The 25266-nt window shown below is 57.9% G+C and carries 21 protein-coding genes; 4 read left to right on the top strand and 17 right to left on the bottom strand.

The annotated features are described in order from the left end of the window. Positions 1-20: 20 nt before the first annotated feature. The 12 genes from ACA075_RS08425 to sdhC form a co-directional block, all read right to left on the bottom strand. Positions 21-422 (bottom strand): MAPEG family protein, encoded by a 402-nt coding sequence (locus ACA075_RS08425; RefSeq protein ID WP_497298070.1) that lies wholly within the window; start codon positions 420-422, stop codon positions 21-23. After that, entirely contained in the window at positions 422-1159 is a 738-nt protein-coding gene (locus ACA075_RS08420; protein WP_461957848.1) for a DUF599 domain-containing protein, read from the bottom strand. The genes ACA075_RS08425 and ACA075_RS08420 overlap by 1 nt, the downstream gene beginning before the upstream one ends. A gap of 266 nt (positions 1160-1425) precedes the next feature. After that, positions 1426-2739: a branched-chain amino acid transport system II carrier protein gene (gene brnQ / locus ACA075_RS08415; protein ID WP_219095625.1), complete on the bottom strand. Its 1314-nt coding sequence runs from the start codon at positions 2737-2739 to the stop codon at positions 1426-1428. Between the two features lie 463 nt (positions 2740-3202). Beyond that, positions 3203-4084, bottom strand: a complete 882-nt coding sequence (gene sucD, locus ACA075_RS08410) for a succinate--CoA ligase subunit alpha (RefSeq protein WP_008148605.1) — start codon at positions 4082-4084, stop codon at positions 3203-3205. After that, complete coding sequence (gene sucC / locus ACA075_RS08405; protein WP_008148602.1) at positions 4084-5250, bottom strand: ADP-forming succinate--CoA ligase subunit beta; 1167 nt, start codon at positions 5248-5250, stop codon at positions 4084-4086. The genes sucD and sucC overlap by 1 nt, the downstream gene beginning before the upstream one ends. A gap of 200 nt (positions 5251-5450) precedes the next feature. Continuing rightward, positions 5451-6887, bottom strand: a complete 1437-nt coding sequence (lpdA, locus tag ACA075_RS08400) for a dihydrolipoyl dehydrogenase (RefSeq protein WP_403099562.1) — start codon at positions 6885-6887, stop codon at positions 5451-5453. Between the two features lie 110 nt (positions 6888-6997). Further along, positions 6998-8218 (bottom strand): 2-oxoglutarate dehydrogenase complex dihydrolipoyllysine-residue succinyltransferase, encoded by a 1221-nt coding sequence (odhB, locus tag ACA075_RS08395; protein ID WP_497298068.1) that lies wholly within the window; start codon positions 8216-8218, stop codon positions 6998-7000. Positions 8219-8260: 42 nt separating this feature from the next. Continuing rightward, entirely contained in the window at positions 8261-11092 is a 2832-nt protein-coding gene (locus ACA075_RS08390; RefSeq protein WP_497298067.1) for a 2-oxoglutarate dehydrogenase E1 component, read from the bottom strand. Between the two features lie 260 nt (positions 11093-11352). Continuing rightward, on the bottom strand, positions 11353-12057 hold the full coding sequence (locus ACA075_RS08385; protein WP_497298066.1) for a succinate dehydrogenase iron-sulfur subunit: 705 nt from the start codon (positions 12055-12057) through the stop codon (positions 11353-11355). Between the two features lie 11 nt (positions 12058-12068). Next, positions 12069-13844, bottom strand: a complete 1776-nt coding sequence (sdhA, locus tag ACA075_RS08380; protein WP_497298065.1) for a succinate dehydrogenase flavoprotein subunit — start codon at positions 13842-13844, stop codon at positions 12069-12071. A 3-nt stretch (positions 13845-13847) separates the two neighbouring features. Next, positions 13848-14216: a succinate dehydrogenase, hydrophobic membrane anchor protein gene (gene sdhD / locus ACA075_RS08375; RefSeq protein ID WP_007945134.1), complete on the bottom strand. Its 369-nt coding sequence runs from the start codon at positions 14214-14216 to the stop codon at positions 13848-13850. Beyond that, the gene (sdhC, locus tag ACA075_RS08370) at positions 14210-14584 is read right to left on the bottom strand and encodes a succinate dehydrogenase, cytochrome b556 subunit (RefSeq protein ID WP_010456855.1); all 375 of its coding nucleotides are present in this window, start codon (positions 14582-14584) and stop codon (positions 14210-14212) included. Before sdhC ends, sdhD begins: the two co-directional genes overlap by 7 nt. Before the next feature lie 363 nt (positions 14585-14947). On the opposite strand from sdhC, the gene gltA reads away from it, so the two are divergent. Beyond that, on the top strand, positions 14948-16237 hold the full coding sequence (gene gltA / locus ACA075_RS08365; protein ID WP_131062225.1) for a citrate synthase: 1290 nt from the start codon (positions 14948-14950) through the stop codon (positions 16235-16237). A 751-nt stretch (positions 16238-16988) separates the two neighbouring features. Here the strand turns inward: gltA and ACA075_RS08360 are convergent. From ACA075_RS08360 to ACA075_RS08350, 3 genes are all read right to left on the bottom strand, one after another. After that, positions 16989-18647 (bottom strand): cation acetate symporter, encoded by a 1659-nt coding sequence (locus tag ACA075_RS08360; RefSeq protein ID WP_497298063.1) that lies wholly within the window; start codon positions 18645-18647, stop codon positions 16989-16991. Beyond that, positions 18644-18955 carry a DUF485 domain-containing protein gene (locus ACA075_RS08355; RefSeq protein WP_017337238.1) on the bottom strand — a complete coding sequence of 104 codons (312 nt, stop codon included), beginning with the start codon at positions 18953-18955 and terminating at the stop codon, positions 18644-18646. The genes ACA075_RS08360 and ACA075_RS08355 overlap by 4 nt, the downstream gene beginning before the upstream one ends. A 269-nt stretch (positions 18956-19224) precedes the next feature. Further along, positions 19225-20076, bottom strand: coding sequence for a glycine betaine ABC transporter substrate-binding protein (locus tag ACA075_RS08350; protein WP_109628631.1), 852 nt, complete (start codon positions 20074-20076; stop codon positions 19225-19227). Positions 20077-20375: 299 nt separating this feature from the next. Between ACA075_RS08350 and ACA075_RS08345 the strand changes: the two genes are divergently transcribed. After that, a complete protein-coding gene (locus ACA075_RS08345) occupies positions 20376-21971 on the top strand; it encodes a glycoside hydrolase family 17 protein (RefSeq protein WP_497298061.1) in 1596 nt (531 codons plus the stop codon). Between the two features lie 123 nt (positions 21972-22094). Here the strand turns inward: ACA075_RS08345 and ACA075_RS08340 are convergent, their stop codons facing one another. Then, positions 22095-22463 carry a hypothetical protein gene (locus ACA075_RS08340; protein ID WP_497298060.1) on the bottom strand — a complete coding sequence of 123 codons (369 nt, stop codon included), beginning with the start codon at positions 22461-22463 and terminating at the stop codon, positions 22095-22097. A gap of 224 nt (positions 22464-22687) precedes the next feature. Here ACA075_RS08340 and ACA075_RS08335 point away from each other — a divergent pair, with 224 nt between their 5' ends. Both ACA075_RS08335 and ACA075_RS08330 read left to right on the top strand, forming a co-directional pair. Beyond that, positions 22688-23986 (top strand): serine/threonine protein kinase, encoded by a 1299-nt coding sequence (locus ACA075_RS08335; protein WP_497298059.1) that lies wholly within the window; start codon positions 22688-22690, stop codon positions 23984-23986. Beyond that, on the top strand, positions 23979-24767 hold the full coding sequence (locus tag ACA075_RS08330; RefSeq protein ID WP_497298058.1) for an MlaA family lipoprotein: 789 nt from the start codon (positions 23979-23981) through the stop codon (positions 24765-24767). The genes ACA075_RS08335 and ACA075_RS08330 overlap by 8 nt, the downstream gene beginning before the upstream one ends. A 72-nt stretch (positions 24768-24839) precedes the next feature. Here ACA075_RS08330 and ACA075_RS08325 read toward each other — a convergent pair whose 3' ends face one another. Then, on the bottom strand, positions 24840-25202 hold the full coding sequence (locus ACA075_RS08325) for a DUF805 domain-containing protein (protein WP_497298057.1): 363 nt from the start codon (positions 25200-25202) through the stop codon (positions 24840-24842). Between the last annotated feature and the right edge of the window lie 64 nt (positions 25203-25266).

Raw genomic sequence — 25266 nt, 5'->3', positions numbered from 1 at the left:
TTTGCCTGTCATTCGGCCCGTTAGAGCAATATAGTTCTAAAAGTCGGACTAATCATCAGCAACAACGAACACACTAGTCCGATGATCCAAACCAGGCTGCGCTGCCAGGCAAGATCAGCCCAATAACACAGTAAATAAAGGATTCGGGTAATCACAAAGATGATTGCCAGCGAATCAATCAGCCATCCCGCCGTTTGCGTGGTGTGCGCCATCAACACTCCCACCGCAAATAATATGAACGCCTCGAAACAGTTTTGATGCGCTGCCACGGCACGGGCGCCGAAGCCTTTGAGTTGCGCCTGTTGCTGACGCGGCAGGTGATTGTTGTAACCGCCCTGCTCTTTCATGGCCTTGGCAACGGGCATGCGGGCCACGTAGATCAACAAGGCGCTGATAAACACGCACCAGAACGGAATACTCATCAAGCGGCCTCTTTATTGGCTTCGGGCAATGGCGCCTCTGTAGGGGTATAGACCATCACATCGAGAACGTCGGAATGAAACTCCCGGCGATACAACACCAGCACCACGCCGGCACTCATCAACATGAACAGCCATGGGCTGACGAACCAGGCCAGCATGGTCATGCCAAAGTAGTAAGAACGCAGGCCAAAGTTGAACTGGTTGGCGGCCATGGAGATGACCCGGGCCGCGCGGGCAGCAAAGGCTTTTCGCTCTTGTTCGGACACGTGGCGCTCGCCGATCATTGGCGCCGAGCCAATCAAAATGGCGGCGAAGTTGTACTGGCGCATGCACCAACTGAAGGTGAAGAACGCGTAGACAAACACCAACGCCAGGCACAGCAATTTGATCTCGGACATGCCCTGCGACGCCTGTTGCACCATCGGTATATCCGCCAGCAACGACACGGCCCGCTCGGACGCGCCGAGTACAGTGAGAATGCCGGCCAGGATAATCAGCGTGCTGGAGGCGAAGAATGAGGCGTTGCGCTCCAGGTTGCCGACCACGCTGGCGTCGGCGATGCGGTTATCGCGCAGCAGCATGCGGCGCATCCAGTCTTCACGGTACAAGTGCAGCACACTGGCCAGGCACGCGGTGTCGCGACCTTTCCACGAGGCGTATCGGGTGTAGCCGCCCCAGCAGATGACAAACCAGACGGCGGCGAGGATGTGGATTATGTTGGCGTGGATGAACGACATGCAGGTCCTTGTGATGTGAGATCGGTACACCGAAACCCTGTGGGAGCGAGCCTGCTCGCGATAGCGGTGAGTCAGTCGATATCAACGCTAACTGACACACCGCTATCGTGAGCAGGCTCTCTCCCACAGGGGAATTGCAGTGCTTCGACGTTAGCTGACAAAAAAAGACACCGCATCTCGCGCATAAAAAATGCCCCGTATCGATTGATACGGGGCATTTCTGTTTTCTGCTTGATTGGCCCGCTTGTGGCGGGCCATGAAGCAGGTTAAGCCAGCGCTTCTTCGCGCTTGCCCAGCAGACGGTCGCACACCACCGCAACCACCAAGGTCATCACCGACGGCACCAGCCAGGCCAGGCCCTGCTCGCTCAGCGGCAAGTGAGACAGCTGTGTTGGCATCCAGTCCGCCAGACCTGCGCCCTTGAGCGCATCGATCATGCCGAAAATGAACGAGACCAACATCACCGGGCCGACGATGCGGCCCTGTTCATGCCAGAAGTCTTTGCAGAAGCTCAGCGCTACCAGGGCGATGCACGGCGGGTAGATCGCAGTCAGCACCGGGATCGAGAACGCAATCAGCTTGGTGAGGCCCAGGTTGGACACAAACAGGGAGAACACGGCCAGGATGATGACCAGCGTCTTGTAGGACAGTGGCAGCACACGGCTGAAGTATTCAGCGCAAGCGCAAGTCAGGCCGACTGCTGTCACCAGGCAGGCCAGAGAGATCAGCACCGCCAGGAAACCGCTGCCCAACGAACCGAAGGTGTGTTGAACATAGGCGTGCAACACCGCCGCGCCGTTGGCTGCACCGGCCGCCACTTCATGGCTGCCCGAACCAAGACGGAACAGGCTGACGTACACCAGCGCCAGGCCCACGCCGGCAATCAGCCCGGCAATGATCGCGTAGCGGGTGATCAACGCCGGCGACTCGACGCCACGGGAGCGGATCGCGTTGACGATGACGATGCCGAACACCAGTGCACCCAGGGTATCCATGGTCAGGTAACCGTTGATGAACCCTTGGGAGAACGGCGCCGCGACATACTCAGGCGTCGCCACGCCGATGTCACCGGCAGGCAGCGCGAATGCGGCGATGCCGAGTGCGGCCAGGGCGATGATCTTCAGGGGGGCGAGGAAACGTCCTACGGTATCCAGCAAACGGCCCGGATAGAGCGAAATGAAGAACACCAGCAGGAAGTACACCGAGCTGTAGAGGAACAGCGCCAGCGGGCTTTCACCGGTCAGCGGCGCCAGACCCACTTCGAACGATACGGTCGCGGTGCGCGGCGTGGCGAACAGCGGGCCGACCGCGAGGTAGCACGCGGCGGCCAGCAGGCCACCGGCGATTTTGCCGATCGGGCTGCTCAAGGCATCCATCGCACCACCGACCTTGGCCAACGCAACCACGGTGATCACCGGTAAACCGACTGCGGTGATCAAGAAGCCTAGCGCCGCCATCCAGACATTGGGCCCGGACTGCAAACCGACGATAGGCGGGAAGATGATGTTGCCGGCCCCGACGAACAGGGCAAACGTCATAAAACCAAGTGCCAGGATGTCCTGACCTTTCAAAACTTTCATTAAGGAAATACCACACTACTGAATCGGAATTTAGAGAGGGATTTCCCTGAGGGGTGAGGGAAATGCTGTCGGTCCGTATAGGACTGACCCGTTTAGCGCGACGCTTCCTTGTGGGACGCAAACGCAAAAATGGCGGCTAGCCTAACGAATTTGCCCGACAAACGCACTGTTAAGGGGCGATCTATCCGATACGCGACATTTCCGTGTCGCGTTTACATATCTTATTTACTGCACAGAACCCTGTGGCGGGGGGGCTTGCCCCCGCTCGGCTGCGCAGCAGTCGTAAATCCATTGCATGCGGCGTACCAGACAAACTTCGATGGCCTGCTTTGGGGCCGCTTCGCAGCCCAGCGGGAGCAAGCTCCCTCGCCACAAAAAGCGCTGCAAGTAGCTAAACACCAGAAACGACAAAGGCCACCCGAAGGTGGCCTTTGTTTGGTGAAGCGTCAGCTAAGCGCGAGGCTTACTTGATCGCCCAACCGGTCAGCTCGGACAAAGCCTTGCCGATGTCTGCCAGCGAACGCACGGTTTTAACGCCTGCGTCTTCCAGGGCAGCAAACTTCTCGTCTGCAGTGCCTTTGCCGCCAGAGATGATTGCGCCAGCATGGCCCATGCGCTTGCCTGCAGGGGCAGTCACACCAGCGATGTAGGAAACAACCGGCTTGGTCACGTGTGCCTTGATGTAGGCAGCCGCTTCTTCTTCAGCCGAACCGCCGATCTCGCCGATCATGACGATCGCTTCGGTCTTCGGGTCTTCCTGGAACAGCTTCAGGATGTCGATGAAGTTCGAACCCGGGATCGGGTCACCGCCGATGCCGACGCAAGTCGACTGACCGAAACCGGCGTCAGTGGTCTGCTTGACAGCTTCGTAGGTCAGGGTGCCGGAACGGGAAACGATACCGACCTTGCCTGGCAAGTGAATGTGACCTGGCATGATGCCGATCTTGCATTCGCCTGGAGTGATCACGCCTGGGCAGTTAGGACCGATCAGGACTACACCCAGCTCGTCGCACTTAACTTTAGCGTCCAGCATGTCCAGGGTAGGAATGCCTTCAGTAATGCAGACGATCAGCTTGATGCCGCCGAAAGCAGCTTCCAGGATCGAATCTTTGCAGAAAGGAGCCGGAACGTAGATCACGCTGGCGGTGGCGCCAGTGGCAGCTACAGCGTCTTTCACGGTGTTGAACACTGGCAGACCCAGGTGCTCGGTGCCGCCTTTGCCTGGAGTTACTCCGCCAACCATCTTGGTGCCGTATTCGATGGCTTGCTGGGTGTGGAAACTACCTTGCGAACCGGTAATACCCTGGCAGATAACTTTGGTGTCTTTATTGATCAGGACGCTCATTATTTGCCCTCCGCAGCTTTAACGACTTGTTGAGCAGCGTCGGTCAGGCTGGTTGCAGCGATGATGTTCAAACCGCTTTCTGCCAGTACTTTAGCGCCCAGCTCAGCGTTGTTGCCTTCAAGGCGAACAACAACCGGGATTTTCACGCCGACTTCTTTCACTGCACCGATGATGCCTTCGGCAATCATGTCGCAACGAACGATGCCGCCGAAGATGTTGACCAATACTGCAGCGACGTTAGTGTCGGACAGGATGATCTTGAACGCTTCGGTAACGCGTTCTTTGGTAGCACCGCCGCCCACGTCGAGGAAGTTGGCTGGTTTGCCGCCATGCAGGTTGACGATGTCCATGGTACCCATGGCCAGGCCAGCACCGTTGACCATGCAACCGATGTTGCCTTCCAGCGCTACGTAGTTCAGTTCGAACTTGGCAGCGTGCGCTTCGCGCGGGTCGTCTTGCGACGGATCGTGGAAAGTCTTCAGCTTAGGCTGACGGTACATGGCGTTGGCATCGATGTTGATCTTGGCATCGAGGCAATGCAGATCGCCGTCAGCCTTGATCACCAGCGGGTTCACTTCCAGCAGAGCCAGGTCGTGATCCTTGAACAGCTTGGCCAGACCTACGAAGATCTTGGCGAACTGAGCAACTTGCTTGCCTTCCAGACCCAGCTGGAATGCCAGCTCGCGACCCTGGAATGGCTGAGCGCCAACCAGTGGATCGATAGTGGCCTTGAGGATTTTCTCAGGGGTGTCGTGAGCGATTTTCTCGATGTCCACGCCACCTTCGGTGGAAGCCATGAACACGATGCGACGGCTCGAACGGTCAACGACAGCGCCCAGGTACAGCTCTTTAGCGATATCAGTGCACGATTCAACCAGGATCTTGGTGACTGGCTGGCCATTGGCGTCAGTCTGGTAAGTCACCAGACGCTTGCCCAGCCACTGCTGTGCGAAGGCCTTGGCGTCTTCTTTGCTGCGAACCAGCTTTACGCCGCCCGCTTTACCGCGACCACCAGCGTGGACCTGGGCTTTGACAACCCATTCGGTCCCGCCGATTTTGTCGCACGCTTCTGCTGCTGCTTCCGGGGTGTCTACGGCGAAACCCTGGGATACTGGCAGGCCGTATTCAGCGAACAGCTGCTTACCCTGATACTCGTGAAGATTCATGCTTATTACCGTCTTCGTTAGGTACTGCGCATTCGGTGCTGCACTTGTTCAAGTGCCGCACCACCTGTGACTGCTGCTTGCGTAGGTGTTCCGGATAACCGGTGAGACTACGCAAGGCTGCGTCCGGCGGACATTCCGCGGTGAGTCTTGCACGCAAGGCTCACGACGGGCCTTCCGCCGTGGTTTCTTATTGTCTTGTCTTAACGCTTCTTGCGGTTGGCAATGTGGATGGCGCCGCCATTCACAGCCAGAGCTGCTTCGTGCAAGGCTTCGGACAGGGTCGGATGGGAGAAAACCATCATGCCCAGGTCTTCAGCGCTGGTGCCGAATTCCATGCCGATCGCGCCCTGCTGAACCAGTTCTGCAGCGCTCGGGCCAATCACGTGGACGCCCAATACGCGGTCAGTCTTGGCATCAGCAATGACTTTCACGAAACCGCCGGTGTCGTTGGCTGCCATGGCACGGCCACTGGCTGCGAACGGGAAGGTGCCAACGTTAACTTCAACGCCTTCAGCCTTCAAGACCTGCTCGGTTTTGCCGACCCACGCGATTTCCGGGTGAGTATAAATAACAGACGGGATCAGGTCATAGTTGATTTGGGCTTTGTGGCCCTTGATGCGCTCAACCACCATGATGCCTTCTTCGGACGCCTTGTGCGCCAGCATCATGCCGCGAACCACGTCACCGATCGCGTAAACGCCCGGTACGCTGGTGGCGCACTGGTCGTCAACGAATACAAACCCACGCTCGTCGATGTTCACACCGCTGTCGGCAGCCAACAGTTCGGTGGTCACTGGACGGCGACCAACGGCAACGATCAGCTTGTCAAAGGTGATGTTCTGTTCGCCGTTGGCATCGGTGTAGTTCACGACAACTTCGTTGCCGTTCACTTTCGAACCGGTGACGCGAGCGCCCAGCTTGATGTCCAGACCTTGTTTGGTCAGGGTCTTGAAGGCTTCTTTGGAAACGGCGTCGTCAGCTGCTGGCAGGAACTTCTCCAGCGCTTCCAGGACAACCACTTCCGAACCCAGACGCGACCAGACCGAACCCAGTTCCAGACCGATCACGCCAGCGCCGATCACGCCCAGACGCTTGGGAACGGATTGGAATTCCAGTGCGCCGGTCGAATCGACGATCACGTTCTGGTCAACCGGAGCCGGTGGAATGTCGATCGGACGCGAGCCCGAAGCCAGAATCACGTTCTCGGCTTCGATGATTTCGACGGTGCCGTCTGGCTTGGTCAGTTCGACTTTTTTGCCGGCCAGCAGTTTGCCGTGGCCTTGCAGGGAAGTGACGCCGTTCGCCTTGAACAGGGTGGCTACGCCAGAGGTCAGGCCTTTGACGATGTTGGCTTTACGGCCAACCATTGCCGCCACGTCCATGGTCACGCCAGCGTGATTGATACCGTGGATCGCGAAGCCTTCTTTGGCTTCCTTGTATTTCCAGGAGCTGTCCAGCAGCGCCTTGGATGGAATGCAACCGACGTTCAGGCAAGTACCGCCGAGGGCCAGTTTGCCTTCCTTGTCGGTGTATTTCTCGATGCAGGCAGTGGAGAGGCCCAGTTGCGCTGCTTTAATGGCAGCCACGTAACCGCCAGGGCCCGCGCCAATCACTACCACGTCGAATTTCTGAGTCATGTGTCATTCCTTCTCGAATCAAACCGGACAACCCCTTGTGGGGACTGTCGTGGGACGAAGCTGGTCATTACAGGAGGGCCGCCCATCACTGAGCGGCCCGTGCAACGAAATCAGATATCCAGCAGCAAACGAGCCGGGTCTTCCAGCAGGTTCTTGATGGTAACCAGGAAGGTCACAGCTTCTTTGCCATCGATCAGACGGTGATCGTAGGACAGAGCCAGGTACATCATCGGACGGATCACGACCTGACCGTTGATCGCCATAGGACGCTGCAGAATGTTGTGCATGCCCAGGATGGCCGCTTGCGGCGGGTTGACGATCGGAGTCGACATCATCGAACCGAAGGTACCACCGTTGGTGATGGTGAACGTACCGCCGGTCATTTCGTCCATCGACAGTTTGCCGTCGCGAGCCTTCTTGCCGAAGGTGGCGATGCCGCCTTCGATTTCAGCCAGGCTCATCAGTTCGGCGTTACGCAGAACCGGTACAACCAGGCCGCGGTCGCTGGAAACAGCCACACCGACGTCGGCATAACCGTGGTAAACGATGTCGGCACCATCGATCGACGCGTTGACGGCCGGGAAGCGTTTCAGCGCTTCGGTGGCAGCCTTGACGAAGAACGACATGAAGCCCAGGCGCACGCCGTTGTGGGACTTCTCGAACAGGTCCTTGTACTTCGAACGCAGGGCCATGACTTCAGTCATGTCGACTTCGTTGAACGTGGTCAGCATCGCCATGTTCGACTGGGCTTCTACCAGGCGCTTGGCCACGGTAGCGCGAACGCGGGTCATCGGAACGCGCTTCTCGATGCGGTCGCCAGCAGCGAACACAGGAGCAGCGGCAGCCGGAGCGGCAGCCTTGGCAGGCGCGGCAGCCGGAGCGGCTTTCTTGGCAGCAACGGCTGCAACCACGTCTTCCTTGGTCACACGACCGCCTTTGCCGGTGCCGGCAACGGAAGCGATGTTGATACCGTTTTCTTCAGCCAGCTTGCGAGCAGCCGGTGCAGCAACAGGATCGTCTTCGCCTTCAGCGACTGGGGCAGCAGCTTGTGCAGCAGCCGGAGCAGCGGCAGCAGCTGGCGCGGCAGCAGCGCCGCCCGCTTCGATGGAGCCCAGCACTTCGTCGGACAGAACGGTGTCGCCTTCGTTCTTGACGATAGCGCCCAGCACGCCGTCAGCGGTAGCCAACACTTCCAGCACAACCTTGTCGGTTTCGATGTCGACGATCAGGTCGTCACGCTTTACAGCGTCGCCCGGTTTTTTGTGCCAGGTGGCAACGGTGCCATCGGCAACCGATTCCGGGAAAGTGGGGGCTTTGATTTCGATAGCCATTATCTGTGGGTCCTTAAATTCGGTTTCAGGTGCGCGAAGGCGTTAAACAGTAAAGGCGTCTTGCAGCAGTTTTTCCTGCTGCTCAGCGTGCATCGATGCATAACCACAAGCAGGTGCAGCAGAAGCATCACGGCCGGCGTACTCGAGAACGAGCGCCTTGTTGTGATTGCCTACGATGCGGCGCATGTGGTGTTGGCTGCAGTACCAGGCACCCTGGTTCATCGGCTCTTCCTGACACCAAACGATATGTTTGAGGTTGGTGTACGGAGCCAGGACTTCGTTCAAGTCGTCCTCAGGGAATGGGTACAGCTGCTCGATACGCACGATGGCGATGTCATCACGACCTTCGGCACGGCGTTTTTCCAGCAGGTCGTAGTAGACCTTGCCGCTACACAGAACAATGCGCTCGACCTTTTTCGGGTCTTGGGCATCGATTTCCGGGATCACGGTCTGGAACGAACCTTCGGCCAGATCTTCCAGGGTCGATATGGCGAGCTTGTGACGCAACAGCGACTTCGGAGTCAGAACGATCAATGGCTTGCGCAGCGGGCGAATCACCTGACGACGCAGCAAGTGGTAGATCTGGGCCGGCGTGGTCGGTACCGCTACCTGAATGTTGTGCTCGGCGCACAGCTGCAGGTAACGCTCCAGACGTGCCGACGAGTGCTCCGGCCCCTGACCTTCGTAACCGTGCGGCAGCAACATGGTCAGACCGCAGAGACGGCCCCACTTGTGCTCGCCACTGGTGATGAACTGGTCGATAACCACCTGGGCACCGTTGGCGAAGTCGCCGAACTGGGCTTCCCAGATCACCAGTGCCTCAGGCGTGGTGGTCGAGTAACCGTATTCGAACGCCAGCACGGCTTCTTCGGACAGGAACGAATCGTACAGGTCGAAACGTGGCTGGCCTTTGTACAGGTTTTGCAGCGGGACGTAGGTCCCCGCGTCTTTCTGGTTGTGCAAGACAGCGTGACGGTGCGAGAACGTACCGCGACCGATGTCCTGACCCGTCATGCGAATCGGGTGACCTTCGAACGCCAGGGTCGCATACGCCATGGTTTCGGCGTAACCCCAGTTGATCGGCAGGCCGCCAGCTTGCATCTTCTGACGGTCTTCGTAGATTTTCGAGACCTGGCGCTGAACCACGAAGCCTTCCGGGATTTCCAGCAGCTTGGCGGACAGTTCCTGCAAGGTTTTCAGGTCGAAACGCGTGTCGTGACGCGCAGTCCAGGCGTGGCCCAGATACGGACGCCAGTCCACGAACAGCTCTTTGTTCGGCTCTTTGACCAGGCTTTTTACAACATGCAGACCGTTGTCCAGCGCGTTGCGGTATTCGTCGACTTTCGCCTGAACACGCTCTGCGTCGAGTACACCGCCCTGGGTCAGACGATCGGCATACAGCTCACGGGTGGTGCGCTGTTTAGTGATCTGCTGATACATGATCGGCTGGGTGCCGCTTGGCTCGTCGGCCTCATTGTGGCCGCGACGACGGTAGCAGACCAGGTCGATCACCACGTCACGCTTGAACTGCATGCGGTAGTCGATGGCCAGCTGGGTCACGAACAACACGGCTTCCGGATCATCGCCATTCACATGGAGGATCGGTGCCTGGATCATTTTCGCAACGTCGGTCGCGTACTCGGTGGAGCGCGAGTCCAGCGGGTTGCTGATGGTGAAACCAACCTGGTTGTTGATCACGATGTGCACGGTGCCGCCGGTCTTGAAACCGCGGGTCTGCGACATCTGGAAGGTTTCCATCACCACGCCCTGACCGGCGAATGCCGCGTCACCGTGGATGGAGATCGGCAAAACCTTCTCGCCGGTAGGGTCGTTACGACGATCCTGACGGGCGCGAACCGAACCCTCGACCACTGGAGATACGATTTCCAGGTGGGACGGGTTGAAGGCCATCGCGAGGTGAACTTCACCGCCGGTGGTCATGACGTTGGACGAGAAGCCCTGGTGATACTTAACGTCACCGGAACCCAGCTCGACCTTCTTCTTGCCTTCGAACTCGTCGAACAGCTCGCGCGGGTTCTTGCCGAAGGTGTTGACCAGCACGTTCAGACGGCCACGGTGGGCCATGCCGATAACGATTTCCTTAGTGCCGTAGGAACCGGAACGCTGGATCAACTCGTCGAGCATCGGAATCAGGCTCTCGCCGCCTTCCAGGCCGAAACGCTTGGTACCCGGGTATTTGGTCCCCAGGTATTTTTCCAGGCCTTCACCGGCGGTGACGCGCTCGAGCAGGTGGCTCTTGATGTCGGCGGAGTACGTCGGACGACCACGCACGCTTTCCAGACGCTGCTGGAACCACTGGCGCTGCTCGGAATCGGTGATATGCGTAAATTCAGCGCCGATGGTGCGGCAATATGTCTGCTGCAACGCTTCGTGAATTTCGCGTAGGCTCGCCTCCTCTTTGCCGATGAACAGGTCGCCGGCACGGAAGGTCGTATCAAGATCGGCATTGGTCAAGCCGTAATGATTGATCGACAGGTCTGCAGGTGCAGGACGCTGCCACAGCCCCAGCGGATCAAGCTGGGCTGCCTGGTGGCCACGCATACGGTAGGCCTGGATCAATCGCAGCACTTCAACTTGCTTCTTCTCGTGCTCACTGCTCACGCTGCCGGCGGAAACCGGTTGGGCGCGGCGCTGGTTCTTTGCCAGCAAGACGAAATGATCGCGAATTGTGGAGTGCGAAACATCGGTGGCAGTGTTGCCGTCAGCAGGCAACTTCTGAAAGTAGGTGCGCCACTCTTCTGGCACAGCGTTAGGGTCGTGCAGGTAGAGCTCGTAGAGCTCTTCCACATAGGCAGCGTTACTACCGGATAGGTAGGCGCTGTTCCACATGCGCTGCATCACGCTTTCTTGCATGCTTGGTCACCCTCGGTTAGGGGAACACCACCGGCGTCGACACCGAGCACGCTTGCAGAAGTCCGAATGCAGCGACCAAAACAAGCCACTTAGGATCACGCTGATAGTCCGGGTACCAGCCCGGATGCCCCTGCTTGTCTCATTTCTTCAAAATAAGAGCCGCAGCTTTATAAGCTGCTGCTCAGGTTAAGACTACGGCGCCGGTTGAAGCCTGCGCCGTAGCATCTACGGGTACAACGGTCCTGCGATTACAGCCTGTATCACACGCCGCTTTGCAGCAGCATGTTACGCACGTGACCGATGGCCTTAGTCGGGTTCAGGCCTTTCGGACAGACGTTGACGCAGTTCATGATCCCGCGGCAGCGGAATACGCTGAACGGGTCATCCAGCGAAGCCAGACGCTCGGCAGTCTTGGTGTCGCGGCTGTCTGCAAGGAAGCGGTACGCTTGCAGCAGAGCAGCTGGACCCAGGAACTTGTCCGGGTTCCACCAGAAGGACGGGCAAGAGGTCGAGCAGCAAGCGCACAGGATGCACTCGTACAGACCGTCGAGCTTTTCCCGCTCTTCCGGGGTCTGCAGACGTTCGATGGCCGGAGCCGGCGTGTCGTTCTGCAGGAATGGCTTCACCTTCTCGTATTGCTTGTAGAAGATGCTCATATCGACGACCAGGTCACGGATAACCGGCAAACCTGGCAGCGGACGAACGATCAGCTTGTTACCTTTTACGACAGCGGACAGCGGCGTGACGCACGCCAGACCGTTTTTGCCGTTGATGTTCATGCCGTCGGAACCGCAAACACCTTCACGGCAAGAGCGACGATAGGAGAAACCCTCGTCCTGCTCTTTGATCAGGGCCAGCACGTCCAGCACCATCAAGTCTTTACCGTTGGTATTGACCTGGAATTCCTGCATGAACGGCGCGGCGTCCTGATCAGGGTTGTAGCGATAAACACTGACTTGCAACATGGCGGCCACCCTTAATAAGTCCGAATCATTGGTTCAAAGGTCGGGACTGTTTTTGGCGAGAAGTTCACGGCACGCTTGGCGACGCGCTTCTCACCCGGGAAATACAGGGTGTGGCATAGCCAGTTAACGTCATCGCGCTCTTCGAAGTCTTCACGGGCGTGCGCACCGCGGGACTCTTTACGGATCTCTGCGGCGATGGCGGTAGCTTCGGCCACTTCCAGCAGGTTCTGCAGTTCCAGGGCTTCGATACGGGCGGTGTTGAACGCCTGGCTCTTGTCATTGATCTTGACGTTGGCGATACGGCTACGCAGATCAGCCAGCTGGGCAATACCCTTCTGCATGTATTCACCGGTACGGAATACACCGAAGTAGTTCTGCATGCAGCTTTGCAGTTCTTTACGCAGAGTGGCGACGTCTTCGCCTTCGGTACGCGAGTTCAGGCCATCGAGACGAGCCAGGGCTGCGTCGATGTCGGACTGGCGAGGACGGGCGTAATCAACGCCTTCTTTCAGGGTCTGCTCCAGGAACAGACCGGCCGCACGGCCGAACACCACCAGGTCGAGCAGCGAGTTGCCGCCCAGACGGTTGGCACCGTGAACCGATACGCACGCCACTTCGCCCACTGCGAACAGACCAGGAATGATCTGGTCGACGCCGTCGGCGTCCTGGGTGATTGCCTGGCCATGAATGTTGGTGGCAACGCCGCCCATCATATAGTGGCAGGTTGGAACGACCGGAATCGGCGACACGGCTGGATCGACGTGGGCGAAGGTCTTGGACAGTTCCATGATGCCTGGCAGACGGCTGTGCAGAACTTCTTCACCGAGGTGATCGAGTTTCAGCATTACGTGGTCGCCATCCGGACCGCAACCGTTGCCGGCGATGATTTCCTTAACCATCGAACGGGCAACAACGTCACGACCTGCAAGGTCTTTGGCGTTCGGAGCATATCGCTCCATGAAACGCTCGCCGTGCTTGTTGATCAGGTAACCGCCTTCACCGCGGCAACCTTCAGTCACCAGTACACCGGCGCCGGCGATGCCGGTCGGGTGGAACTGCCACATTTCAATGTCTTGTACCGGCACGCCAGCACGCAGAGCCATGCCGACGCCGTCACCGGTGTTGATCAGGGCATTGGTGGTGGACGAGTAGATACGACCTGCACCGCCGGTCGCCAATACGGTGGCGTTAGCGCGTACGTAGGAAGTTTCGCCGGTTTCGATGCAGATGACGATCATGCCGACAAAGGCACCATCTTCGTTCTTCACCAGGTCGACACCGTAGTATTCGTTGAGGAACACGGTGCCGGCCTTGAGGTTGGCCTGGTACAAAGTGTGCAGCAGTGCGTGACCGGTACGGTCGGCAGCGGCGCATGTACGCGCAGCCTGTCCACCCTTACCGAAGTCTTTCGACTGACCGCCGAACGGACGCTGATAAATGCGGCCCTGTTCGGTACGGGAGAACGGCAAACCCATGTGCTCGAGTTCGAAAACGGCTTCCGGGCCTACGGAACACATGTATTCGATAGCGTCCTGGTCACCGATGTAGTCGGAACCCTTGACGGTATCGTACATGTGCCAGCGCCAGTCATCGTTCGGATCTGCCGAGGCGATGGCGCAGGTGATGCCACCCTGGGCGGATACAGTGTGCGAGCGAGTCGGGAAAACCTTGGTAACTACGGCAGTCTTGTGACCACCTTGTGCCAGCTGCAGCGCAGCGCGCATGCCGGCACCGCCGCCGCCAATGATGATGGCGTCGAACGAAAGCGTATTAACTGTAGTAGACATGAATCAGATACCCCAAAGAATCTGCACACCCCAGACGAAGTAGGCGAACATCGCGACGCCGCATACTGCCTGGAAGAGGAAACGTATTGCAGTCGCGGACTTGCCGAACGCCATTGGCGTCAGGTAGTCGGTCGCGATGGTCCACATGCCGACCCAGGCGTGAGCGCCGAGGGCAACGAGAGCCAGGAGACTGAAAATACGCATCCAGTTGCTTGCGAACAGTTCATGCCATTGGGCATAGCCGATGCCAGGGTTGGCGACGACGTATCCGATCAGGAAAATGAAATAAGCCGCGAGAACGACCGCAGACACACGTTGTGCCATCCAGTCATAGAGGCCCGAACGGGACAGGTTCGTGACGTTAGTTACCATATCCAAACTCCTGCCAGAACGATTACCACCACGGAAACGGCGATAACGATTTTCGAGCCCAGTTTACCGCCTTCAAGCGACTCGCCGATGCCCATGTCCATGATCAAATGGCGCACACCGGCAACCAGGTGATACAGCAAGGCGGACAGGATGCCCCAAATCACTAGCTTGGCTAGCGGACTGGTCAGACACGCTTTCACCTGGCCGAAGCCTTCTTCCGAGTCGAGCGACTTGTCCAATGCATAAAGCATGATGGCCAGGCTGACAAAGAGGATGATTCCGGAGATTCGGTGAAGAATGGACGTGTAAGCAGTGACTGGGAGTTTGATGGTCCTTAGGTCTAGGTTTACAGGTCGTTGGCTATTCACGGCTTTTTTTCACACTGAAGAGCCCCTAACAATCAGGGCAAAGTTGTTGGGGAGTGCACTGGTCAGGTACCCACCACCCAGGGAGTGCGACCCCCAGTAAAGCAGGCCCAAAAGCCCCTGGCGGTCGGAGGCCGAGTATAGACAGTTAGGCTACTAATGACAACGCGTTCACCTTCCCCTAATAGCTCATTGCACAAGTTGGATAAAAGGCGTAAATGGCAGTCAATTTCGAGGAAAAAGTCCGGTTAAAGCCTTCTGGAGCAAGACTTTAGGCAAATTGACATTCGAATTTATCTCACTATAGTGGTGCGGGCCCTGCGTGGGGGGTCTGTCTGATGATTTCAAGCATAAATAGGAGGCCACATGGCTGACAAAAAAGCGCAGTTGATCATCGAGGGCGCAGCCCCCGTCGAGCTGCCCATTTTAACCGGCACCGTTGGTCCCGATGTAATCGATGTTCGGGGCCTCACGGCCACGGGCCGTTTCACCTTTGACCCTGGTTTCATGTCGACAGCTTCCTGCGAGTCGAAGATCACCTATATCGACGGCGACAACGGCATCCTGCTGCACCGCGGTTACCCGATCGAACAGCTGGCTGAAAAGTCGGACTACCTGGAAACCTGCTATCTGCTGCTCAACGGCGAATTGCCGACCGCAGAACAGAAGGCCCAGTTCGTCAGCACCGTGAAGAACCACACCATGGTTCACGAGCAGCTGAAGACCTTCTTCAACGGCTTCCGTCGCGACGCCCACCCAATGGCCGTCATGTGCGGCGTAGTCGGCGCCCTCTCGGCCTTCTACCACGACTCCCTCGACATCAATAACCCGCAGCATCGCGAAATTTCCGCGATCCGCCTGGTTGCCAAGATGCCGACCCTGGCAGCGATGGTTTACAAGTACTCCATGGGCCAACCCATGATGTACCCGCGCAACGACCTGACTTACGCGGAAAACTTCCTGCACATGATGTTCAACACCCCGTGCGAGATCAAACCGATCAGCCCGGTGCTCGCCAAGGCCATGGACAAGATCTTCATCCTCCATGCCGACCACGAGCAGAACGCATCGACTTCCACTGTACGCCTGGCCGGTTCTTCGGGTGCCAACCCGTTCGCCTGTATCGCCGCCGGCATCGCTGCACTGTGGGGCCCTGCCCACGGCGGCGCGAACGAAGCTGTTCTGACCATGCTCGATGAAATTGGCGATGTGTCGAACATCGACAAGTACATCGCCAAGGCCAAGGACAAGAACGATCCGTTCAAGCTGATGGGCTTCGGTCACCGGGTTTACAAAAACCGCGACCCACGCGCTACCGTCATGAAGCAGACTTGCGACGAAGTGTTGAAGGAACTGGGCATCAAGCACGACAAGCAACTCGAACTGGCCATGCGCCTGGAAGAGATCGCGCTGACCGACCCGTACTTCATCGAACGCTCGCTGTACCCGAACGTCGACTTCTACTCGGGGATCATCCTCAAGGCGATCGGCATTCCAACCAGCATGTTCACCGTGATCTTCGCCCTGGCGCGGACCGTCGGCTGGATCTCCCACTGGAAAGAAATGCTCTCCAGCCCGTACAAGATTGGCCGTCCACGCCAGCTGTACACCGGCTACGAGTCGCGTGACATTACCAAGCTGGAAGACCGCAAATAAGACCTGTCTTGCGATAACGTCTTAAAGTTGTACCGGGAACGGCCTCTATTTATATAGAGGCCGTTTTTGTTTGTGTGCACTCAGTGGGCCTTTGGGAAGCTGGCGTACATCCGCAAGTACAGGTCGACTACCAAGCCGCCTTCGCAGCGATGCGGCGACCCGACAAGCCAGCTCCCACAATGGATCGGCGTACGGCTTTTGCTTCTCACCACTCATCAGGCCGAGCGTTAGCTCGCCTTCAGCTTTTGATCTGCCCGCCCCTTCGGGAGGCTGAGTGGAGGTGTTCATCCGGGGAGTGGCGCGCAGCGCCGTTCGACGCAGTCGAACACGCTGCATGTAGGTCGTCGCGAAGCAGACCGGAGGGCAGTGTCCCCGGATGGATACCGGAGCGAAGGAACGCCGAGCCCAGGCGAGGGGCCGGACGCTCGGGGCGAGCCTTTTTTTGCTTACTTTTTTTTGGCGTTTGAAAAAAAAGTGAGTCGCCGTAAGAGCGAAACCCTAAGTGGCCGTTACCGCAGAAATGGATATGTACACCTGAGAGAGATTGGTCGCTACTAGGCCGCCATCGCAGGCAAGCCAGCTCCCACAGTTGGATGGTGTACATCCAGGGAGGGAGATTGGTCAGCTATCAGGCCGCCTTCACGTGCAAGCCTCGCTCCTACAGTAAAAACCATCACCCACAAAAAATGCCCCGATCTCTCGACCGGGGCATTTTTCGCTTAACGCAACTTACACAGACAAACTCGAAGCCTTAGTGAGCAACCGCCCCACTCGCCCCTAACCCAGTCTGCGAACGAACAAACTGCGGGAAGAACAGAGCCCGCTCGTTAGCGCCAGCCGTCGACTTGTCAGTGATCGAGAAGAACCAGATCCCGATAAACGCAATGGCCATGGAGAACAGCGCCGGGTACTCATACGGGAAGATAGCCTTCTCGTGATGCAGGATCTGCACCCAAATGGTTGGCCCAAGCACCATCAAACCAACAGCACTGATTAGCCCCAACCAGCCGCCAATCATCGCACCACGTGTGGTCAGCTTCTTCCAGTACATGGAAAGCAGCAGCACCGGGAAGTTGCAGCTCGCCGCGATGGAGAACGCCAGGCCCACCATGAACGCAATGTTCTGGCTTTCGAACAGAATGCCCAGACCGATCGCCAACACACCCAGACAAACGGTGGTGATTTTCGAGACGCGGATTTCATCCTTGTCGTTGGCCTTGCCCTTCTTGATCACACTGGCGTAAAGGTCGTGAGACACCGCCGTAGCACCGGCCAGGGTCAAACCAGCTACAACTGCCAGGATGGTCGCGAACGCCACCGCCGAGATGAAGCCCAGGAACACACTGCCACCCACCGCGTTGGCCAGGTGCACCGCCGCCATGTTGTTGCCGCCCAACAGCGCGCCAGCCGCATCTTTAAAGGCAGGGTTGGTGCTCACCAGCAAGATCGCGCCGAAGCCGATGATGAAGGTCAGGATGTAGAAGTAACCAATGAAGCCGGTTGCATACAGCACGCTCTTGCGAGCTTCCTTCGCGTCACTCACGGTGAAGAAGCGCATCAGGATGTGCGGCAGGCCCGCGGTACCGAACATCAGTGCCAGGCCAAGGGAGAACGCGGACACCGGATCTTTCACCAGTCCGCCCGGGCTCATGATCGCTTCACCTTTGGCGTGAACCTTGATCGCCTCGGAGAACAGCACGTTGAAGTCGAAGTTGACGTGCTTCATTACCATCAGCGCCATGAACGAGGCACCGGACAGCAGCAACACAGCCTTGATGATCTGCACCCAAGTGGTCGCCAGCATGCCGCCGAACAGCACGTACATGCACATCAGGATACCGACCAGGATTACCGCAACGTAGTAGTCGAGACCGAACAGCAGCTGGATCAGCTTGCCGGCACCGACCATTTGCGCGATCAGGTAGAACGCCACCACCACCAGCGAACCGCAAGCGGACAGCGTGCGGATCTGGGTTTGCCCGAGGCGATAGGACGCCACGTCGGCAAAGGTGTACTTGCCCAGGTTACGCAGGCGCTCGGCGATCAGGAACAGAATGATCGGCCAGCCCACCAGGAAGCCGATCGAGTAGATCAGGCCGTCGTAGCCAGAGGTGAACACCAGAGCGGAAATACCCAGAAAGGACGCCGCCGACATGTAGTCACCGGCAATTGCCAGACCGTTCTGGAAACCGGTGATCTTGCCGCCAGCCGCATAGTAGTCGGCCGCCGAGTTGTTACGCTTGGAAGCCCAGTAAGTGATGCACAGGGTCAAACCGACAAACGCCACGAACATCAGGATCGCAGAAACGTTGAGGGGTTGTTTGTGCACTTCGCCAGTCAGGGCTTCAGCCGCCCAGGCGCCAGGTGCAAAGGCTGCGATGCTCAATAGAGCCATTAGACGCCGGATCATTGCTGAGCCTCCTTGAGAATCGCATTGTTCAGGTCGTCGAATTCGCCATTGGCGCGTCGCACATAGATTGCAGTCAGGATAAAGGCCGAGAGAATCAGCCCGACACCAATCGGTATCCCCCAGGTAATCGAAGACTCGGGGCTGATTTTCGCCCCCAGAATATGAGGCCCGTAAGCAATCAAAAGGATGAATCCGGAGTAAAGCCCAAGCATGATCGCCGAAAGAATCCAGGCGAACCTTTCTCGCTTACTAACCAGCTCCTTGAAGCGCGGGCTGTTTTGAATCGAGAGGTAAATGCTGTCGTTCATTGTTTTTATCCTCGCAGCACAGATGAAGTTGGAACGTTATCCACTCTATGCGGCTGCGGGGCAGGTTCCAGACGACCTTAGTATTAGAACGACATGACAGAATCGCCATTTTCTGGTGTGACGCAACTTTTGTAGGAGCCAAGCTTGCCGGCGAAGGCGTCCTCACGATCGCTTTCGCCGGCAAGCCTGGCTCCTACAAAAAAACAAAAGGCCCCTTGGCAATATGCCAAGGGGCCTTGAGAGGTGCTGACTAGAGCCGTCAGCTCAAATCACTTGATCCAGTCTGCAACGCGCTCAGGGTGTTTGGCCACCCAATCTTTCGCTGCGGCTTCAGGCTTGGCGCCGTCTTGAATCGCCAACATGACTTCGCCGATTTCGTCTTTCGAGGCCCACTGGAAGTTCTTCAGGAACTTGGCAACTTCCGGTGCCTTGGTCGCCAGTTCTTTGCTGCCGATGTTATTCACGGTTTCAGCCGCGCCATAAACGCCTTTCGGGTCGTCCAGGAAGCGCAGTTTCCACTTGGCGAACATCCAGTGCGGCACCCAACCGGTCACGGCAATGGATTCGTTTTTCTTCTCGGCACGGGTCAGCTCGGCAATCATGCCGGCGCCGGAACTGGCCTTGAGTTGATACCCGGTCAGATCATAATCCTTGATCGCCTGCTCGGTTTTAAGCATCACGCCCGAACCGGCGTCGATGCCGACGATGCGTTTTTTGAAGGTGTCGTCAGTTTTCAGGTCATCAATGGTTTTAGCCTTGACGTACTCCGGCACGATCAAGCCGATTTTTGCATCCTTGAAGTTCGGACCGTAATCGACGACCTGATCCTTGTTCTTGGTCCAGTATTCGCCGTGAGTCACCGGCAGCCAGGCGGACAACATGGCGTCGAGTTTGCCGGTGGCCACGCCCTGCCACATGATCCCGGTGGCGACGGCTTGCAGTTTCACGTCATAACCCAGCTTTTGCTTGATCACTTCGGCGGCCACATGCGTGGTCGCGACACTGTCGGACCAACCGTCAACGTAACCGATGCTCAGGGTTTTGCTCTCGGCATTGGCCATCGTGGAGCCAATCGCAAGCACCAGAGCGGCACCTGCGCCTAAAAGTCGTCGCATCTTCATCGTTACTTCCCCGAAAGTGCTGCGCTCGACGGGTGCCGAGTCGCGTCAACGTATTGTTATGGTGCACAGCGCCCCCATCACGCCCACCGCAAACTCGTTCGAACATCAGCGTGATTTTCCATGGGAGCACTGATGCCTCGATAATCAACCTGACGACAACCCGAACCTGTGCTGTCAACGACCTCAAGGCATCGAGAAACGACATCAGAACGCCATTAATCACGACCGCCTCGAATGCGCCGACCAATCCGCCTGAACTTTGCATGTCAAAATCATGCAAGAGCCCAAGCGCGGGGCAAATGCAGGTAACATGCGCGGCTTTGCTCCCAGACGGCCTGACCATGCCCGCGACATCCCGCTTTCCTTTTCTGGCTTATCTCTTCGCTTGCCTGCTGGGGCTGTTTGCCCTTGGCGGCTTCTGGTACGGCCTCGGCAAACCGGTGATTCTGCCGGACGTGGCCAGCGCGACGCACAAGCTGCAATGCGCCTCGTACACCCCGTTCGACAAGGACCAGTCGCCGTTCGACGTGCCGTTCAAGTTGCGCCCCGAACGCATGGACGCCGACCTCGCGCTGCTGGCCAAAAGCTTCGAGTGCATCCGCACCTATTCCATGACCGGCCTCGAGGCGTTACCCGATCTGGCGCGCAAACATGGGCTGAAACTGATGATCGGCGCCTGGGTCAACAGCAACCCGGTGGACACCGAGAAAGAAGTCGACCTGCTGATCGCCTCGGCCAACGCCAACGCGGACGTGGTGACCTCGGTGATCGTCGGCAACGAAACCCTGCTGCGCAAGGAAGTCACCGGTGCGCAACTGGCGAAGCTGATCAATAAAGTCAAAAGCCAGGTCAAGCAGCCGGTCACTTACGCCGATGTCTGGGAGTTTTGGCTCAAGCACCCGGAAATCGCCCCGGCGGTGGATTTCCTGACTATCCATTTGCTGCCGTACTGGGAAGATGATCCCTCGAACATCGATGCCGCGCTGCAGCATGTGGCCGAAGTGCGTCAGGTGTTCGGCAACAAATTCGCGCCCAAGGACGTGGTGATTGGCGAAACCGGCTGGCCGAGCGAAGGCCGTCAGCGCGAAACCGCCCTGCCGAGCCGGGTTAACGAAGCCAAGTTCATTCGCGGTTTTGTCATCATGGCCGAGCAACAAGGCTGGCATTACAACCTGATCGAAGCCTTCGACCAGCCTTGGAAGCGTGCCAGCGAAGGTGCGGTCGGTGGTTACTGGGGGCTGTTCGATGCCGATCGCCAGGACAAGGGTGTGCTGGCCGGTCCCGTGTCGAACGTGCCGTACTGGTCGCAGTGGCTGGCCGTTGGCGGCTTGATCTTTCTTGGCACGCTGATCATTGGCGGGCGTGTACGCACCACCCGCGCTGCACTGGTGCTGCCGCTGCTCGGCGCACTGGCGGCTTGCTCAATTGGCGCCTGGGGCGATCTGGCGCGTGTGACGACGCGTTTTGCCAGTGAATGGTTGTGGGTGGCGTTGCTGACGGGTTTGAATCTGTTGGTGCTGGCACATGCCGCGCTGACCCTGAGCGCTCGTACTGGTTGGCGTGAGCGTGCGTTCAACGCGCTGGAGCGTCGAGCGGGCTGGCTGGTCGCTGCGGCAGGTTTTGCGGCGGCGGTGATGATGCTGGAGTTGGTGTTCGATCCGCGCTATCGCAGTTTTCCTAGCGTCGCATTTATCCTGCCGGCGCTGGTTTACCTGTGCCGTCCGGTGAGCGTGCCACGCCGTGAAATCGCCCTGCTGACCTTCATCATCGGCGCCGGCATTGCGCCGCAGTTGTTCGTTGAAGGCTTGCAGAACCAGCAGGCCTGGGGTTGGGCGCTGGTGAGTGTGTTGATGGTGGCGGCGTTGTGGCGCAGTTTGCGGGTTCGAAAGGCCTGATCTTCAGCGCCGCGACTGGCCTCATCGCGTGCAAGCCCGCTTCCACAGGATCTTTGTCGTACACAAAAGTTGTATGCACTGTAGAACCCTGTGGGAGCGTGGCTTGCCCGCGAAGACGGACTATCAGGCGCTACGAGACGCCCGAACCAGCCGCAACCCCGCAATCACCACCGCAAAAACGGCCAAGGTCGTGTTGTACAACGCCAGCGCCGGAAACCCGAACACCAGCGCCAACACCGCCAGCCACCACCCGGCCCGGCCCGGCACCACAAAACCGATGATCGCGGCGGCCAGTGCGGCGAAGCCCAACACCTTGAAATGAATCATCAAGCCCAGGCTCGAACGAATCTGACATTCCCAGCGGCTCGCCTCGTCCACGCAGATGCCGACCCACTGCGCATCCTCCATAAATCCATAACGCGCGCCATAACTGGCAGCGAGCCATAACGGCAGCAAAACGAGTAACAAAGTCACGGGCAGACGGCGGGACATGAAGCACTCCAATAAACGAAAACGGCGGCCAGCTTAATCCCCCGACAGCGTCAAGCAAACGCGCGCAACAGATAATTGTTCACCAAATAGCTGCAAAGTGTATCGTCCAGCTACTATTGATCCGAAATTCGCCCTGATTGGTGCCGCAGCATGGCACTTTGGCGCAAACCCCGTGGTCATAGCCTGCGAACTTCATTCGGCACCTTCCTCTAAGGGATCTAGTCATGCTCCGTTCCTTGCGCTTCGCCGCCCTGTTTGGCGGCCTTATTTTGAGTGCGTCCGCACTGGCGGTCGATATCGACGCCGCCAGTTATGGCTACCCCTTGACCAACCCGTTCGAGGCGACCATCGCCACGACTCCGCCGGACCTGCGTCCGGAGTTGCCGCTGGACGACGACATCGATCAGCAGACACGCAGCGTGACACTGCGCCCGGAGCGTGAATTCCAATTGCCGGACAACTTCTGGCCAGTCAAGAAGCTGACCTACCGCATCGCCACGCAAGAAAAGGCCGCGCCGCTGATCTTCCTGATCGCTGGCACCGGCGCGCGTTATGACAGCAGCCTCAATGAGTACCTTAAAAAGCTCTACTACAAGGCCGGTTATCACGTAGTGCAACTGTCGTCGCCCACCAGTTTCGACTTCATGAGCGCGGCTTCACGCTTTGCCACACCCGGTATCACCAAGGAAGACGCCGAAGACATGTACCGGGTGATGCAGGCCGTGCGGGCGCAAAACCCGCACGTCGCCGTCACCGACTACTACCTGACCGGTTACAGCCTGGGTGCGCTGGACGCGGCCTTCGTCGCGCATCTGGACGAAACCCGTCGCAGCTTCAACTTCAAGAAAGTCTTGCTGCTCAACCCGCCCGTCAACCTCTACACCTCGATCACCAACCTCGACAAGCTGGTCCAGACCGAGGTCAAGGGCATCAACAACAGCACCACCTTCTATGAACTGGTGCTGAACAAGCTGACCCGCTACTTCCAGCAAAAAGGCTACATCGACCTCAACGATGCCCTGCTCTACGACTTCCAGCAGTCCAAGCAGCACCTGACCAACGAACAGATGGCCATGCTGATCGGCACTTCGTTCCGCTTTTCGGCGGCCGACATTGCCTTCACCTCGGACCTGATCAACCGCCGCGGCCTGATCACCCCGCCGAAATACCCGATCACCGAAGGCACCAGCCTCACACCGTTCCTCAAGCGTGCGCTGCAATGCGACTTCGACTGCTACATCACCGAGCAGGTTATCCCGATGTGGCGCGCCCGCACCGACGGCGGCAGCCTGCTGCAACTGATCGACCAGGTCAGCCTGTATGCGCTCAAGGATTACCTGCACGACAGCCCGAAAATCGCCGTCATGCACAACGCCGACGACGTGATCCTCGGCCCGGGCGACCTCGGTTTCCTGCGCAAGACCTTCGGCGATCGTTTGACCGTTTATCCACTGGGCGGCCATTGCGGCAACCTTAATTACCGCGTCAACAGCGACGCTATGCTGGAGTTCTTCCGTGGCTAAATACCTCCTGCTTATCGCTGCGTTACTCTGTGCAGGCGTCGCCAATGCAGACAACAGCAAAGCTAACGCCCCTGTCGTGGTCGACAGTGACGGCTTCAAGGAACCGCTGAGCAAACTCAAGTTCAACCCGGGGCTGGATCAGCGCGAGTTCGAGCGTTCGACGCTCAACGCGCTGGCCGTCTACGACCCGCTGGAAGAGTGGAACCGCCGGGTTTATCACTTCAACTACCGCTTCGACCAATGGGTGTTCCTGCCGGTGGTCGACGGTTATCGCTACATCACGCCGAGCTTCCTGCGCACCGGCGTGAGCAACTTCTTCAATAACCTCGGCGATGTGCCGAACCTGATGAACAGCCTGTTGCAGTTCAAAGGCAAGCGTTCGATGGAAACCACTGCGCGCCTGTTGCTCAATACCACCATCGGCATCGCCGGTCTGTGGGACCCTGCCACCGCCATGGGCCTGCCGCGCCAGAGCGAAGACTTCGGTCAGACCCTGGGCTTCTACGGTGTACCGGGCGGCGCTTACTTCGTGTTGCCGATCCTCGGCCCATCGAACATCCGCGACACCGGCGGCCTGGTGGTGGACTTCAGCGCCGAATCGGCGATCAACTTCCTGAACGTCTCGGAAGTCAGCTCCAACCATCCTGAAGTCTGGGTCCTGCGCGGCGTCGACAAGCGCTACCAGAACAGCTTCCGCTACGGCCAGCTGAACTCGCCGTTCGAATACGAGAAAGTGCGTTACGTGTATACCGAGTCACGCAAGTTGCAGATCGCCGAGTAATTCCATCGGCAACAAAAAAGGCCATTCGATGCGAATCGAATGGCCTTTTTTATTCAATTACCCATAGATTATTTACGATTCTTGGGGGGCTGCGCCGTAGTCATTTTCACCCTTCGTTCCTCGCGTAACCATAGATATAAGAACCAAAATCGGACCAACCAATGGAGCAAATAACCATAAAATGTTAATCCCACTTTTGTTCAAGTCATGATAGCGCCGCCACGTAACCGCCAACCTAGGGCAGATAACGCACACCGAATACACAGGCAAGAGCAGCAAGTAAACTCGTTCATGGAGCAAATCCGACCATACTCCAAACGCCCACCAGAATGAAATCAAGCAATATTCGACAAGAGCAAACATCCAATACTCTTTCCTGCTGGCACGCCCTTTAAACACGGCGTACTTCCTCAACACCTGCAAATACCACTTCATCCCTAAACCCTTTCGCTACCGGAAAATCTATTCAGGCCATCACAGCCCAAATAGCGGAGCGCAG

Source organism: Pseudomonas sp. LBUM1663, from assembly GCF_059695905.1.
Note: the sequence above shows the minus strand (reverse complement) of the source record. Positions and strands in the feature narration are given on the sequence as shown.

Excerpts from the sequence above, each read along its gene's own strand:
- odhB (WP_497298068.1), bottom strand. The coding sequence starts at position 8,218 with ATGGCTATCGAAATCAAAGCCCCCACTTTCCCGGAATCGGTTGCCGAT.
- sdhA (WP_497298065.1), bottom strand. The coding sequence starts at position 13,844 with ATGTCTACTACAGTTAATACGCTTTCGTTCGACGCCATCATCATTGGC.
- ACA075_RS08420 (WP_461957848.1), bottom strand. The coding sequence starts at position 1,159 with ATGTCGTTCATCCACGCCAACATAATCCACATCCTCGCCGCCGTCTGG.
- ACA075_RS08385 (WP_497298066.1), bottom strand. The coding sequence starts at position 12,057 with ATGTTGCAAGTCAGTGTTTATCGCTACAACCCTGATCAGGACGCCGCG.
- brnQ (WP_219095625.1), bottom strand. The coding sequence starts at position 2,739 with ATGAAAGTTTTGAAAGGTCAGGACATCCTGGCACTTGGTTTTATGACG.
- ACA075_RS08340 (WP_497298060.1), bottom strand. The coding sequence starts at position 22,463 with ATGTCCCGCCGTCTGCCCGTGACTTTGTTACTCGTTTTGCTGCCGTTA.
- sdhD (WP_007945134.1), bottom strand. The coding sequence starts at position 14,216 with ATGGTAACTAACGTCACGAACCTGTCCCGTTCGGGCCTCTATGACTGG.
- ACA075_RS08345 (WP_497298061.1), top strand. The coding sequence starts at position 20,376 with ATGCAGGTAACATGCGCGGCTTTGCTCCCAGACGGCCTGACCATGCCC.
- ACA075_RS08390 (WP_497298067.1), bottom strand. The coding sequence starts at position 11,092 with ATGCAAGAAAGCGTGATGCAGCGCATGTGGAACAGCGCCTACCTATCC.
- lpdA (WP_403099562.1), bottom strand. The coding sequence starts at position 6,887 with ATGACTCAGAAATTCGACGTGGTAGTGATTGGCGCGGGCCCTGGCGGT.
- ACA075_RS08355 (WP_017337238.1), bottom strand. The coding sequence starts at position 18,955 with ATGAACGACAGCATTTACCTCTCGATTCAAAACAGCCCGCGCTTCAAG.
- ACA075_RS08425 (WP_497298070.1), bottom strand. The coding sequence starts at position 422 with ATGAGTATTCCGTTCTGGTGCGTGTTTATCAGCGCCTTGTTGATCTAC.
- gltA (WP_131062225.1), top strand. The coding sequence starts at position 14,948 with ATGGCTGACAAAAAAGCGCAGTTGATCATCGAGGGCGCAGCCCCCGTC.
- ACA075_RS08335 (WP_497298059.1), top strand. The coding sequence starts at position 22,688 with ATGCTCCGTTCCTTGCGCTTCGCCGCCCTGTTTGGCGGCCTTATTTTG.
- ACA075_RS08325 (WP_497298057.1), bottom strand. The coding sequence starts at position 25,202 with ATGAAGTGGTATTTGCAGGTGTTGAGGAAGTACGCCGTGTTTAAAGGG.
- ACA075_RS08360 (WP_497298063.1), bottom strand. The coding sequence starts at position 18,647 with ATGATCCGGCGTCTAATGGCTCTATTGAGCATCGCAGCCTTTGCACCT.
- ACA075_RS08350 (WP_109628631.1), bottom strand. The coding sequence starts at position 20,076 with ATGAAGATGCGACGACTTTTAGGCGCAGGTGCCGCTCTGGTGCTTGCG.
- sucC (WP_008148602.1), bottom strand. The coding sequence starts at position 5,250 with ATGAATCTTCACGAGTATCAGGGTAAGCAGCTGTTCGCTGAATACGGC.
- sucD (WP_008148605.1), bottom strand. The coding sequence starts at position 4,084 with ATGAGCGTCCTGATCAATAAAGACACCAAAGTTATCTGCCAGGGTATT.